The sequence below is a fragment of the Streptomyces sp. SN-593 genome, assembly GCF_016756395.1.
In the GTDB taxonomy this organism is placed as follows: Bacteria; Actinomycetota; Actinomycetes; order Streptomycetales; family Streptomycetaceae; genus Actinacidiphila; species Actinacidiphila reveromycinica.
Genome location: NZ_AP018365.1, coordinates 2,316,315 through 2,329,770 on the forward strand (window position 1 = coordinate 2,316,315; position 13,456 = coordinate 2,329,770).

At 74.4% G+C, this 13,456-nt stretch carries 10 protein-coding genes; 4 read left to right on the forward strand and 6 right to left on the reverse strand.

The window, feature by feature from the left end; all coding sequences use genetic code 11:
* Nucleotides 1–521: 521 nt before the first annotated feature.
* Nucleotides 522–3,482 (forward strand): acid phosphatase, encoded by a 2,961-nt coding sequence (locus tag RVR_RS09520; RefSeq protein WP_346731444.1) that lies wholly within the window; start codon nt 522–524, stop codon nt 3,480–3,482.
* A 57-nt stretch (nt 3,483–3,539) separates the two neighbouring features.
* Here the strand turns inward: RVR_RS09520 and RVR_RS09525 are convergent, their stop codons facing one another.
* Genes RVR_RS09525 through RVR_RS09535 form a run of 3 tightly spaced genes read right to left on the reverse strand, consistent with a single transcriptional unit; the run spans nt 3,540 to nt 7,278 of the window.
* The gene (locus RVR_RS09525; protein WP_237404660.1) at nt 3,540–4,349 is read right to left on the reverse strand and encodes a DeoR/GlpR family DNA-binding transcription regulator; all 810 of its coding nucleotides are present in this window, start codon (nt 4,347–4,349) and stop codon (nt 3,540–3,542) included.
* Nucleotides 4,350–4,387: 38 nt separating this feature from the next.
* Complete coding sequence (locus RVR_RS09530) at nt 4,388–5,743, reverse strand: GntT/GntP/DsdX family permease (protein WP_202233430.1); 1,356 nt, start codon at nt 5,741–5,743, stop codon at nt 4,388–4,390.
* On the reverse strand, nt 5,740–7,278 hold the full coding sequence (locus RVR_RS09535) for a homoserine dehydrogenase (RefSeq protein ID WP_237404661.1): 1,539 nt from the start codon (nt 7,276–7,278) through the stop codon (nt 5,740–5,742). Before RVR_RS09535 ends, RVR_RS09530 begins: the two co-directional genes overlap by 4 nt.
* A 297-nt stretch (nt 7,279–7,575) precedes the next feature.
* Here RVR_RS09535 and RVR_RS09540 point away from each other — a divergent pair, with 297 nt between their 5' ends.
* Complete coding sequence (locus RVR_RS09540) at nt 7,576–9,114, forward strand: four-carbon acid sugar kinase family protein (RefSeq protein WP_202233431.1); 1,539 nt, start codon at nt 7,576–7,578, stop codon at nt 9,112–9,114.
* Nucleotides 9,111–9,755, forward strand: coding sequence for a class II aldolase/adducin family protein (locus RVR_RS09545; protein ID WP_202233432.1), 645 nt, complete (start codon nt 9,111–9,113; stop codon nt 9,753–9,755). The genes RVR_RS09540 and RVR_RS09545 overlap by 4 nt, the downstream gene beginning before the upstream one ends.
* Nucleotides 9,756–9,809: 54 nt before the next feature.
* Here RVR_RS09545 and RVR_RS09550 read toward each other — a convergent pair whose 3' ends face one another.
* The gene (locus RVR_RS09550; protein WP_202233433.1) at nt 9,810–10,289 is read right to left on the reverse strand and encodes a PaaI family thioesterase; all 480 of its coding nucleotides are present in this window, start codon (nt 10,287–10,289) and stop codon (nt 9,810–9,812) included.
* Between the two features lie 95 nt (nt 10,290–10,384).
* On the opposite strand from RVR_RS09550, the gene RVR_RS09555 reads away from it, so the two are divergent.
* Nucleotides 10,385–11,194 carry an alpha/beta fold hydrolase gene (locus tag RVR_RS09555; RefSeq protein ID WP_202233434.1) on the forward strand — a complete coding sequence of 270 codons (810 nt, stop codon included), beginning with the start codon at nt 10,385–10,387 and terminating at the stop codon, nt 11,192–11,194.
* Nucleotides 11,195–11,239: 45 nt separating this feature from the next.
* On the opposite strand, the gene RVR_RS09560 is transcribed toward RVR_RS09555, so the two are convergent.
* Together RVR_RS09560 and RVR_RS09565 are read right to left on the reverse strand one after the other, a co-directional pair.
* Nucleotides 11,240–12,784 (reverse strand): long-chain-fatty-acid--CoA ligase, encoded by a 1,545-nt coding sequence (locus RVR_RS09560; RefSeq protein ID WP_202233435.1) that lies wholly within the window; start codon nt 12,782–12,784, stop codon nt 11,240–11,242.
* 186 nt (nt 12,785–12,970) lie between these two features.
* A complete protein-coding gene (locus tag RVR_RS09565) occupies nt 12,971–13,252 on the reverse strand; it encodes a hypothetical protein (RefSeq protein ID WP_202233436.1) in 282 nt (93 codons plus the stop codon).
* Nucleotides 13,253–13,456 lie beyond the last annotated feature (204 nt).

The window sequence follows — 13,456 nt, forward strand, 5'->3', positions numbered from 1 at the left end:
CCGACCACCCGCGCGCAGGGACACCCGCCCGGACCCTCACCCCGACCACCCGCGCGCAGGGACACCCGCCCGGACCCCCTCCCCGGCGCCCGCGCGCAGGTGCACCCTCCGGACCCTCCACCCGACCCCCGCCCGTCGGCCCGAGGCCCCCGGCCCCGCCGGCCCGCGCGGTCCGCCCGCCCGAGCCCCGCCGGGAGCCCCCGCGGCTCGCGTCAGGGGCCGCGCGGCCGCCCGCGCGGCCCCGCCGCGCCGCGCCGGAAACCGCGCGCACCCTTGACAGCCGAAATCCCGGCCGCTTACCTGCCTACGTCTCGCCCCGCTCCTCCGCCGCCCCGACCGGGAGACCCGACATGCCCCCTCCGCCGGCCCCGCTCCCCCTGGTCCCCTCCCGCCGAAGGGGCCTTCCGACAAGATGACAACGATGTCATACCCCTGGCGGCCTCTTCCGGCGTGACCCCGTCCCGCCGGGCCGCCGCCGGCCGGCCCGCCCACCGCAGTCGACGAGAGAGGAAACCGTGCGCGTGCACAAGACGAGCAGACGACGCGGGGTCGCGGTGATCGCGGCCTCGCTCCTGGTGCTCCCGCTGGGCGCCCAGGCGGCCCACGCCACCGCGAAGGCCGCGGACGCACCGTCCGTGGGCGGCTACTGGGCCACCTCCTACGAGGCGGGCGCGGCCCAGCCCGCCGGCTTCCCGGGCAACGGCCCGGCCACCGACCTGCGCGGCGAGACCACGCAGGTCAACGCGACCGTCCAGAGCGTGGCGTCCGACTACCCGAACGCCACCAGCACCACCGAGCACGTCGCCGGCCTCGCCGACGGCGACCCCTCGACCAAGTGGTACGCCAGCGGCAGCGGCCAACCGACCGCGGACCACCCGGTCTACGCGATCTACACCCTGAAGTCGGCCGCGCCGGTGACCGGTTACTCGATCACCTCGGGCAACGACACCCCGCCGCGCGACCCGCGCGCGTGGACGGTGCTCGGCAGCAACAGCGCGTCGGCGGCCACCGACGCCGACGACCCGTCGTGGAAGGCGCTGGACACCGAGAGCGCGCAGAGCTTCGCCGCCCGCGGCCAGACGAACTTCTACCCGGTCGGCTCCACCGGCTCCTACCGCTACTACCAACTCCGGGTCACCGCCAACTGCGCCCAGGAGTGCGCCGGTTCGTCCGCCGACTACACCAAGTTCCAGATCGCCGACTGGACGCTGCGCAGTTCGGCGGGAACCGCGCCGAGCGCGCTCGGCGCCTCGGTGGAGGACGCGGAGTCGGTCGGCGCGGCCGCCGGCAAGGGCGCGCTGCGGTACGCGGGCCGGGTGCTGCACTCCGGCGCCGCCTCCTCCTCGGTGGTCCTCCGGTCCGGCCTCGACGTGCCGCTCGGCGCGGACTCCACCCTGAGCTACGCGATCCGGCCCGCGGACGCGGCCTCGGCGTACGCGGCGCTGGACGTGGTGTACACCGACGCGGACGGCCGGCACGCGAAACGGCTCAGCGCGCTGCGCGGGGTGCGCGACTCCGGCGGGCACCCGCTGCGCGCCGCCGCGCAGGGCGCGGCGCTGACCCCGGGGACCTGGAACACCGTGTCGGTCGACCTCTCCCCGCTCGCGGGCAAGCGGGTGGACGAGGTGCTGCTCGACTACGCCGACCCCTCGGCGGCCGCCGGCCCGGTCTCGGGCTGGGTGGACTCGGTCACGCTCGGCCGCCCGGCGGTGGACACCGCCACGAGCTGGGACTACCTGGACACGCCGGACGTCGACCCGGCCGCCGGCGCCGCCGACCGCACGGCGTGGACGCAGCCGGGCTTCGACACCGGCTCCGCTCCGTGGCGGACCGCGGCGGGGCCGTTCGGCGCCAAGGACGACGGCACCGACCTCGGCGCGGGCTTCCCGGTCACCACCCGGCTCGGCCTGCGCAAGGACGGCGGGTCGGGGGACGACCTGGAGGCGTACTTCTTCCGCACGTCGTTCACCCTGGACCAGGCGACGATCGACTCGATCACCGGGCTGGTCGGCAGCATCGTCTACGACGACACCGCGACGGTCTACGTCAACGGCAAGCGTGTGGCGGGCTGGAACGACGGCCAGATCACCCGCAACCTCCAGTACGAGACCCCGGCCGGCACCGCCGGGGCGGGTGATCCGGTGGCGTCGGCGTTCGCCGTCCCGGCGGCCGACCTGCGGGCGGGCGCCAACACCCTGGCGGTCGAGGTCCACCAGTGCAACAGCACCAGCTCGGACGTCTACTTCGGGCTGCCGTCGCTGACCCAGACCGCCGCGTCGCTGCCGTTCGGCACCGACCAGCTCGACACCTCCTACGCCTCGGACACGCTGCCGGCCGCACCGGACGGCGGCGACTACTTCACGTGGCTGCTGCGGTCGTTCACCACCGCGGAGGGCACGTCGAGCATCATGGGCGCCAACGCGGTGCTGCCGAAGGGCACGACCTACGACCAGCTCACCGCGCTGGACGACCGGACGGTCGTCGACATCAACAACGCCTACCAGGACGTCACCGACCCGCAGGTGCAGAAGGCGCTGGTGGACGGCGCGAACAGCCCGTACCGGACGATGGCCGACGGCCTCGGGAAGGTGCTCGGGCCGCTCTACCTGAAGGCCCTTACCGACGGTGAACTGCCCAAGACACAGGCGCTGTTGAGCGGCCGGATCGAGCACACGCCGACCTCGTCGGCGGACTGGTACCAGACCGCCAAGAACACCTACCAGTACAAGCGGCCGTTCGTGCGGATGGGCTTCACGAACGACGGCGGACTGATCAAGCAGTGGGACAGCGCGGGCGGGTACGCGGGGCTGGCCGGCGACGGCTCCTTCCCGAGCGGCCACACGAGCCACGGCTACGCGCAGGGCATCGTGATGGCCACGCTGCTGCCGCAGCTCGCGCCGCAGATCCTGGCGCGCGCCTCGGAGTACGCGAACAACCGGATCGTGCTGGCCTACCACTACCCGACCGACATCATGGGCGGCCGGATCGTCGGCGAGGACACCGCGGACCTGCGCTGGTCCGACCCGCGGTTCCGGCCGCTGCTGGAGCAGGCGCGGGCCGAGTTGCAGTCGGTGCTGGCCCAGAAGTGCCGGGAGGTCGGCGCGGGCGACACCCTCGCGCAGTGCGTCGCGGGCGAGCAGCCGTACCTGAGCACGAGCGACGCGCTGAGCGTCTACCGGCAGCGGATGACCTACGGGTTCCCGCAGGTCGGCACCACCGGTCTGGCGCCGTCGGTGCCCGAGGGCGCGGAGAACCTGCTGACGACGGCGTTCCCGGACCTGACCGCGGCGCAGCGGCGGACGGTGCTGGCGGCCACCGAGATCGACTCGGGCTACGTGATGGACGAGGAGAGCGGCGGCGGCAGTTGGCAGCGGCTGGACCTGGCGGCCGCGATGACCGCGAAGGTGGGCGTGAGCCGGTCCGGCGTCGTGAGCGTGAACGGCGTCGCCGTGGACGCCGACGGGCGGCCGCTGCACCGCTGACGTGGCCGCGCCGCCCGCCGCCCGCCTGACCGGGGGCGGCGGGCGGCTGCCGTGCCGTCAGGCGGGCTGCTGCTCGGCGCGGACCATCCGCAGGTCGGTGCCGGCGGCGCGGATGCCGTCCGCCGCCGGCGCGGCGAGCCCGGAGTCGGTGATGACCAGGTCGAACGCGCTCAGCGGCGCCACCTTGTACATGCCGAAGGTGCCGTACTTCGAGGAGCCGGTGACCAGGACCGACTGGGCCGCGCCCGCCATCGCGGCGCGCTTGACCTCGATCTTGCTCTCCGACGGCGTGGTCACCCCGCGCAGCAGGTCCCAGGAACTCGCGCTCACGAACGCGATGTCGAAGGCGAGCTGCCGCACGGTCGCCGCGGCGAGCGGGCCGACGCTGGAGCGGTTGTCCGGCTCGACCCGGCCGCCGACGTGCACGGTGTCGATGTGCCGTGCCTGGCACAGTTGCTCGACCGCGTTGAAGTCGTTGGTGACCACGGTCAGCGCGCGGTGCTCCACGAGCGCGGGGATCATCGCGTTCATGGTGGTCCCGGCGTCGAGGTAGACCGTCATCCCCTCGCCGACCAGCGCGGCGGCCTCCAGGGCCATCGCGTGCTTCTGCGGCTGCTCGACCAGCGACTTCGCGGTGAAGCCGGGTTCGGAGCGCACTCCGCTGGCGATCCTGACGCCGCCGGGCACGGAGTAGACCAGCCCCTGCTGCTCCAGCTCCGTGATGTCCCGGCGGACCGTCATGTGCGAGACCCCGAAGAGCTGGGTGATCTGCTGGACGCTCAGCACCCCCTCCCGGCGCAGGTGCTTGAGCAGGGCCTCCCGCCGCTGGTCGGGGATCAGCGGCACGCCGTCCGTCGAGGACTTCACTCGGTTCCTCCTCCGTCCCGTCGCCGGGTTCTCCCGTGTCAGCCGACCACCGTACTGAGCAGCAGGATGCCACCCAGACTCAGGAGGGACTGCAACGACAGCATCAGCGTCCAGGTGCGGAACGTCTGACCCACGCTGAGCTGGTAGTACTCCTTGAACAGCCAGAAGCCGGAGTCGTTGACGTGCGAGAGCATCACCGAGCCGGACGCGGTGGCCAGCACCAGCAGTTCCGGCGACAGGCCGGGGTAGGCGCCCATCAGCGGTGCGACGATGCCGGCGGCGGTGACGGTGGCCACGGTGGCCGAGCCCAGGCAGATCCGGAGCAGGGCCGAGACGCCCCAGGCCAGGACGAGCGGGGACACCGACCAGTGCACCGCGTGGGTGGAGATCACCTTGCCGACGCCGGTGGCGGTGAGCATCTCGCTCAGCCCGCCGCCCGCACCCAGGATCAGGATGATCATGCCGGCGGGGCCCAGGCCCTTCGCCGCCATCTTCTGGATCTGCCCGAGGTCGAAGCCGGAGCGGGTGCCGAGCGCGAAGTACGCGAACACCACCGCGAGGGCCAGCGAGAGCACCGGGTTGTCGCAGAACTCGAAGAAGGTGTGGACCCAGGAGCCGTCCGCGGCCTGGCTCTTGCCCAGGGTGCCGACGAGCATCAGCAGCGCGGGCAGCAGGACCGTGGCCATCGCCGCGGTGAAGGAGGCGGTGCGCCCCTCGCGGGCCGGCTCGATCCGCTCCTCGGGTGCCGGCCCCTTGTCGAGGTCGGGCGCGGGGCCGAACCAGCGGCTGGCCACCCGGGTCAGCAGCGGTCCGTTGATCACCGCGATCGGGATGCCGATGATCAGGCCGTAGAGCAGGGTCAGCCCGGTGTTGGCGTGGTACGCGCCGATCGCCGCGGTCGGTGAGGGGTGCGGCGGCAGCAGGCCGTGCGAGATGTACAGGCCGGCGGCCATCGGCAGCCCGACGTAGAGCAGGTGGCTGCCGGTGCGCCGGGCGGTGGCGTACACCAGCGGGACCAGCATCACGAAGCTGACGTCGAAGATGTGCGGCATGCCGATGAGCAGCGCGGCGCCGGTCATCGCGAAGGGCACCCACTTGACCGGGCGCGCGCCGATGAAGGCCGTCGCGATCCGGTCGGCGCCGCCGGAGCCGAGCAGGATGCCGCCGAGGATGGTGCCGAACCCGATGATCGGGCCGACGTCGCTGAGCGCGTCGCCGAAGCCGCTCTCGAAGTGGTCCACGGTCGCGCTGGGGCCGATGCCGTTGGCGAAGCCGAGCCCGAGGGCCGCGATGCTCAGCGCCAGGAACGGGTGGAGCTTGGCCTTGGTGATCAGCACGACCAGGACCGCGACGGCGACCGCGGCGAGGACTATGTGCTGGACGTCGGAGCTCATGCCCGCCCCCGCCCGGCGTCGCCGGCGGCCGCGCCGCCCGTGGAGCCCGCGCCGCCCGTGGAGCCCCGGTCGGTCCCGGTGCCTGCCGCGGCCCGGGGCCGCTGCTCCGCACCGGAACCGGCCCCCGGCTCAGGATCGGGCTCGGGATCGGGCTCGGACCCCGGCTCGGGATCGGCGCCGGCCTTCCAGGCGCGGGCCAGCCCGGCGTCGTGGTCGGCGAGGTCGTCCAGCCGGAGCAGGGCGCCGGCCGCGACGGGCCGGGCCAGCCGGGCGCCGGCGGCCAGGTAGAGGGGGGCGGTGCCGGGCGGCGTGTCCTCGTCGCGCAGCAGCACGGCCTGGACGCCGTCCACGTCGTGGTGGTGGCCGCCCATCCGCAGTGCGGTACCGGCCGGCAGGTCCTGGCGGGCGCGGCCGGCCAGCACCGCGCTGCGGCCCGGGTGCGCGCCGCCGCGGCTGCGGCCGGCGGCCGCGGCCCGCAGCGTGTGCGGGGCCTCCACCCCCATGAGGTGGTAGGGCAGGTAGATCGCCGCGTAGCGGCCGTCCCGGCTGACCACGTGGCCCTTGCCCGCGAGCAGTTCCCAGGTCACGGGGTCGTGGGTGCGCACCACCGCGAACACGCCGCCGGCGAAGGACGCCTCGCCGGGCAGCCGCAGGGCGGTGAAGACGTCCACCGCGCCGGGCCGGTGCAGCACCCCGCCGTGCTCGCGCAGCGCGTACACGTCGGCGAGTTCCGCGGGGCGGGCGACCGGGTAGTGCAGCCGCTCGGTGTCGGGGCGGAAGCCGGTGTGCGAGGCGACGACGGCCATCTCGCAGTAGTCGGCGGTCGCGCCGACCGGCAGCGCGGCGACGGCCGCGGCCCGCGCCTCCAGGGTGCCGCGCACGTCGTCGCCGAGGGCGAGCAGGCCGGCCAGCGCGGGGGCGGGCACGGTCGTGTCGAGCTGGGTGACGGTACCGGCCTCGGGGTCGAGCACCAGGTCGTACTCGCTGGACTTGCCGATCGCGACCACGTCGAGGCCGATGTCCAGCGCCCAGGCGGTCAGACCGACGAGGTTGGCGGGCTGGTCGCCCTCCACGGGGGTGTAGACCAGTCCGCGCCGGGCCGCCTCCCGCGCCAGGTACGGTCCCGCGACGGAGTCGACCTCCTTGCTGACCATCGCCACGTGCCGGCCCGCCGCGAGTGCCGCCTCGGCCATCGCCAGGCCGTGCACCGGGCTGCCCGTCGCCTCGGTGAGGACGTCCCAGTCCGCGGCCTGGAGGGCGGTGGCGTCCGCGGTGACCGCGATCCGCCCGGCGGCCGCGGCCCGCGCGACGGACTCGGCGTCCGGGCAGGTCACCAGGTCGTCGGCGGCGTAGCCGAGGTCCACGCACACGGCGTGGACCTGCTCGACGTCCAGGTCGCACAGGACGACCGGTCGGAGCCACGGGATCAGGAGGCTCTGGGCGAGGAGGGTACGGGCGAAGCCGCCTCCCGCACCCGACAGCGCGTAGCGGACCGGTCCGCTGCCGTTGTCCGCGGACTCGTCGCGCATGTTCATGGCGGTCCTTCGGGATGAATGCCGGTCCACGGGGGACCGGGTGGGGCTGGTGTCGGGCTCGTGAGGCGCGGGACGGTTCGGCGGTGTCGGCGCGGGAACGGTCGGGCGCTCATGAATTAACACAAACTAAACACGGCTTCACGTCACGGTCAAGCATGTTAACATTTTTTCACAACGGGACCGGTGGACCCGGGCCCGGTGGCCGAGCCCGCCGCCCGCGTGGCACGCAGGCACGGCAGGCACGGCAAGTACGCAGCACCCAGGCACGAGCAGCAGCACGAGGCACCAGGAGGACCGATGCCATCTCTCGGGGCGATCGCCGACGACTTCACGGGGGCGACGGACCTCGCCACGATGCTGGTCACCCGCGGGTTCCGGACCGTGGTGACGGTCGGCGTCCCCGGCGCGGGGGCCGGTACCCGGGCGGCCGGCGCCCCGGCGGCGGACGTCCCGGGGGACGCCTCCGCGGGCACCTCCGCGGGCACCTCCGCGGGCGCCCCCACCGAGGACGCCTGGGCGGACGCCGACGCCGTGGTGGTCGCGCTGAAGTCCCGGACCGCGCCCGTGGCCGAGGCCGTGGGCGACTCGGTCGCGGCCCTGCGGGCGCTGCGCGCGGCCGGCTGCACGCGCTTCTACTTCAAGTACTGCTCGACCTTCGACTCCACTCCGCGCGGCAACATCGGTCCGGTCGCCGACGCCCTGCTCGACGAACTCGGCCAGGACACCACCGTGGTCGTCCCCTCCTTCCCGGCCACCGGCCGCACCGTCTACCGCTCCCGGCTCTTCGTCCACGACGACCTGCTCGACGAGAGCCCGATGCGCGACCACCCGCTGACCCCGATGCGCGACGCGCACCTCGGCCGGCTGCTGGCCCCGCAGACCCGCCGGCAGGTCGGCCGCGTCCGCCACGAGACGGTGCGCGCCGGAGCCGGTGCGGTGCGCGAGGCCTTGCTCGACCCGGCCGCCGGCGCCCTGACGGTGGTGGACGCCACCACCGACGAGGACCTGCGTGTCATCGCCGCCGCCACCGCGCACCTGCCGCTGGTCACCGGCGCCGCCGGGCTCGCGCTCGGCATGACCGGACCGCGCGGCGGCCTGGAGTCCGCACGTGCCGCCAGCACGGGCCGGGGCCCGGCCGCGGTGCTGTCCGGCAGCGCCTCGGCGACGACCCGCGCCCAGGTGAAGCACGCGCGCGGGGTGCTGCCCTCCCGCGCACTGGACGTCTCCGCCCTGCGCGCGGACCTGGACGGCGCCGTGTCCGGCCTGGTCGCCTTCGTCCAGGCCGCGTGGCGCTCGCACCCCGGGCTGCCGCCGATGATCTACGCCACCGACGACCAGACCACGGTACCCGAGTCCGGCATGTCGGATTCGGACGGTTCCGGTGCCGCCGGACCGGGCGCGGTCGCCCCCGATGCGGGCGACGGGGCGGCGACCGGGGGCCGGACGGGCGACGGCTCGACGGCGGTCACCGTGGCCGGTGTCACAGCGGCCGGCGGTGCGGGAAGAGCGGCCGCGGAGGCTCCCGGCGGCTCCCCCGGCGCCGGCGGCCGAAGCGCGTCGGAACTGGTGGAGACGGCGCTGGCCCGCTGCGCCGCCGCCCTCGTCGCGGCCGGCGCCCGGCACCTGCTGGTGGCCGGCGGGGAGACCTCGGGCGCCGTGGTGACCGCGATCGGCGCGCACACCCTGCGGGTCGGCGCCCCCATCGCCCCCGGGGTCGCCTGGACGCACACCGAGGCCGTGGTCGACGGTGTGCGGCACCCGGTGGACCTGGCGCTGAAGTCCGGGAACTTCGGGGCGACCGACATGTTCACCACGGCGTGGGGAGAGCTGGCGTGAGCGCGCCGAACACCGATCTCGTCCGGGCGGGCGCGAAGCTCCAGCGGCTCGGGTTCAGCCCCGGCGCCAGCGGCAACATCAGCGTCCGCGACGGCGACCGGGTGCTGATCACGCCCACCGGGTACGGCATGGGCGACCTCGACCCCGACCGGCTGAGCGTGCTGGACCTGGACGGCACCCTGGTGTCCGGCCCACGGCCGTCCAAGGAGTTCCCGCTGCACACCGCCTTCTACCGGCGCGACCCGGACGCCGGCGCCGTGGTGCACCTGCACTCCCGGCACGCCGCCGCGGTCAGTTGCCGGCCCGGGTGGGCCGAGCGCAGCGCGATACCCCCGCTGACGCCGTACTTCGTGATGCGCGTCGGCCAGACCCCGCTGATCCCGTACGCGGCCCCCGGCGATCCGGGGCAGGCGGCCGCGCTGGAGGCGCTGCCGTTCTCCTTCCGCGCGGCGCTCCTGGCCAACCACGGCCCGGTCGTGGCCGGCGCCGACCTGGACACGGCGGTCGACGCGGCGACCGAGCTGGAGGAGGTCTGCGCGCTGCTGCTCCTGCTCGCCGAGGGCGAGCGGCGCCTGCTGTCCGCCCCCGAGATCGAGGAACTGACCACCCGCTACGGCTCCTTCTGGGACATCGACACCTGACGTCCCGTCAACCACCCGCCGTCGAACGGGCCGGCACGACCGCTGTCCGCGCGCTCACCGCGGGGGCGCCTCGACACGGATCAGGGTCTGCTGGCCGGTCGCCACCGGCTTGCGGTCGGCGGCGCGGACGGCGAAGACGTCCAGGCGGCACACCGTCAGGGTGCGTCCGGACCGCAGCACCGTGCCGACCGCCTCCAGGTGGTCGCCGAGGGCGGGCGCGAGGAGGTTGATCTTGTACTCGACCGTCAGCACGTCGGAGGTGGCGGGGAAGAGGGTCAGCGCCGCGTAGCCGCCCGCGCTGTCGGCCGCCGCGCTGGTGGCGCCTGCGTGGAAGTAGCCGTTCTGCTGGGTGAGTTCGGGACGGTGCGGCAGCAGGATGTGCACCGAGCCGGGTGCGATCCGCGTGATGCGCGCGCCGAGGTGGGCCATCAGCCCCTGGCGTCCGAAACTCTCCAGGACCCGCGCCCGCACCTCGGGGCCCGCTTCCTGCTCCTCCTGTTCCTCCCGCGCCTGCCCGTCCGCCTGCCCGCCCATGTGTCCTCCTCCGTCGCCGCGGCCGGTGCGCCGTGCACCCGCCCTCGGGCCGCCACCGGTCACGACGCGTGAGAGGCTGGCGTTCCATGTTCCCGGTGATCCTCCTCCACGGCCTGATCGGCCCGTTCTCCGACCCCGGAACCGTCGCGCAGCTGCGGCCGGCCCCGGTCCTCTGCCCCGATCTGCTGGGCTACGGAGCGGACGCGTCCGCCGATCCCGCGGAGATCGGCATCGAGTCCCAGGTGGACCACCTGGCGGCGCTCCTCGGACGCGCGGTGCCCGACGGGCCGGTGCACCTCGTCGGCCACTCCGTCGGCGGCGTGATCGCCGCGGGGTTCGCCCACCGCTTCCCGGACCGCACCGCGACGTTCGTCAGCGTCGAGGGCAACTTCACGCTCAAGGACGCCTTCTGGTCGGCCCAACTGGCCGGGAAGCCGCCCGCCGAGGTGGAGCGGCTGCTGCGGGCCGACCGGGCGGACCCGGAACGCTGGCTGCGCGACGGGGGGATCGAACCGACCGGCGAGCGCGTCCGGGCCGCCGCGACGGCCCTGGCCTTCCAACCCGCCGGCACGGTACGGGCGATGGCCCGCGCGGTCGTCGCCCACACCTCCGGTCCCGGTTACGAGCGGTCGCTGCGGGAGGTGTTCGCGCGCACCCCGGTGCACCTGGTCGCCGGCGCGCGCTCACGCGCCGGCTGGGACGTTCCCCGATGGGCGCTCGCGGCCGCGGCGGGCTACGCCGAACTCCCGGGAGCCGGCCACATGATGACGCTCGAAGCGCCCGACGCCCTCGGCGCCCTCCTCGCCGGGCTCCTCGACCCGGCACGGGAACCGACACGGGATCAGCGGCGCGAGGAGCCGCGCGAGGAGCAGCCGCGCGGCGGCCCCGGCCACCGTCGTCCGTGAACGGGGCCGGGGCCGGGGCCGGGCCCTTCCGGCGGGGCCGGTGCGTCAGCCCCGCGCGGGCGTGCCGGTACCGGACCTGACGGACGCGCGCAGCTCGCGCTTGAGGATCTTGCCGGCCCCCGACATCGGGAACTGGTCCACGCTCTCCAGGCTGCGCGGGCACTTGTAGCCGGCGATCTCCCGCCGGCAGAACTCCGACAGTTCCTCCAGGGTGAGCGTCGCACCGGGCGCCAGGGTGACCACGGCGTGCACCCGCTCCCCCCACCTGTCGTCGGGCAGGCCGATCACGGCGACCTGGGCGACCGCGGGGTGCTTGGCGACGACGTTCTCGACCTCGGTCGAGTACACGTTCTCGCCGCCGCTGACGATCATGTCCTTGAGCCGGTCGACGACGAACACGTAGCCGCGCTCGTCCATGTAGCCGACGTCGCCGGTGTGCATCCAGCCGTCCCGGACCGCCTCCGCGGTCTCCGCCGGCTTCTTCCAGTAGCCCAGCATCACGTGGTCGCCGGCCGCGACGATCTCGCCGATCGTGCCGGGCGGCACCTCGGTGCCCTTCTCGTCCACGATCCGCACCCGGGCGTACGGCGCGGCCTGACCGACCGACCGGCGCAGCACCGGGTCGTCGTGGTCCGCGTCCTGGAGGAGGGTGGTGGAGGGCGACAGCTCGGTCATGCCGTACACCTGGAGGAACTGCGCGGACGGGAAGGCCGCGCGGGCGCGGGTCAGCAGCGTCTCGGAGATCGGGGAGGCGCCGTAGGCGAGCAGTTCCAGGCTGCTCAGGTCGTACGCGCCCGCCTCGGGGTGGCTGACGATCGCCTGGATCATCGCCGGCACCAGCAGGGTCTGCCTGGCGCGGTGCTCCTGGACGGTGCGCAGGATCCCGACCGGGTCGAACAGGGCCACCGGCACCGTGGTCATGTCCGCCATCATGCCGACGATCCAGAACGCGAACCCGGCCAGGTGGAAGGCGGGCGCGGCGAGGATGGAGGCGCCGCCGCGCGGGAGCCTGGTGTGCAGCAGCGTGCCCAGGGCCGTGACGTAGAGCTGGCGGTGTCCCAGCATGACGCCCTTGGGCAGGCCGGTGGTGCCGCCGGTGTAGAAGATGCCGGCCATCGCGTCGCCCTGCCGGTGCGCGTCCTCGACCGGCTCGGCGGCCAGCAGGTCGGACAGCGGCACCAGGCCCTCGGGGGTGGGGGCGTCGCCGCAGTGCACGAGGGTGCGCAGACCGGGGGCCTTGGCCCGCAGCTCCGCGACCATCGGCAGGAACGCGTCGTCGACGAAAAGCACGGACGCCTCGGCGTCGTCCACCGCGTAGGCGTGCTCCGTGGCGCTCCAGCGGGTGTTGAGCGGCACGACGGCCGCGTCCGCCCACGCGGTGGCGAGCGCGATCTGGCAGAACCGGTCCGTGTTGAGCGACAGCAGGCCCACCCGGTCGTCCTTGCGCACGCCCAGCCCGCGCAGGCCGCCGGCGAGGCGGGAGACCACGTCGTAGGTCTGGCGGGCGGTGTGGGCGCGCCCGTTGAACACGGTGAACGGCACGTCGGGCGACTGGCGCACGGCTCGGTGCAGCGATTGGGTGAGGTACATGGGGCAGCCCTTCGTGACGTCTGGCTCGGTGGCTCGCGTGTTCCGACCTCCGGCCGCCGGGGCCGGAGGTCGGAACCGCCGTGCGCTCGCCGCCGGGCAGCGGCGGGCACCTGGTGCGGGGAGCGGCGCGACGCGGGGGCCCGGCGCGCACCCGCTCCCCGCGTCAGGCCCCCGCCGTGCGCGCTCCTACTTGCGCTTCCCGGAGAAGGAGAACGTCATGAACGCCGCCTTGACCTTGCCGCTCATGGTGTCGCCGTCGACCGTCCCGGTGGTCTTGACCTTGATCTTGGCCGGGGAGGTGAGCTTGGCGGTGTAGCTGAAATCCGCGCCGTGCACCTCGCCGTCGTCGATCGGCGTGCCGTCGAACGTCCCGGTCAGCGTCTCCCCGTCGGTGCTGAGCACCAGGTCGGCCTGCTTGTCACCGGTGGGACCCTGGTACGTGATCGCCCACGTGCCGTCCAGCGCCATGGCAATTCCTCCTATTTTCATCACTTTTATATCGAGCCGGTCTTCCCGGCCCTTCTCTCCTCGTGCACCGCCGCGCCGGGCCCGGCGCGGCGTGTCGCCCGCGTGTGACGGTCACGCGGGCCACGTCCTCGCGGCCCGTCAGTCCTCCTCCGTCGGCGAGCCCGCCGTGAGCCACTCCTCGGTCGCCGCCGCCGTCACGGCGGA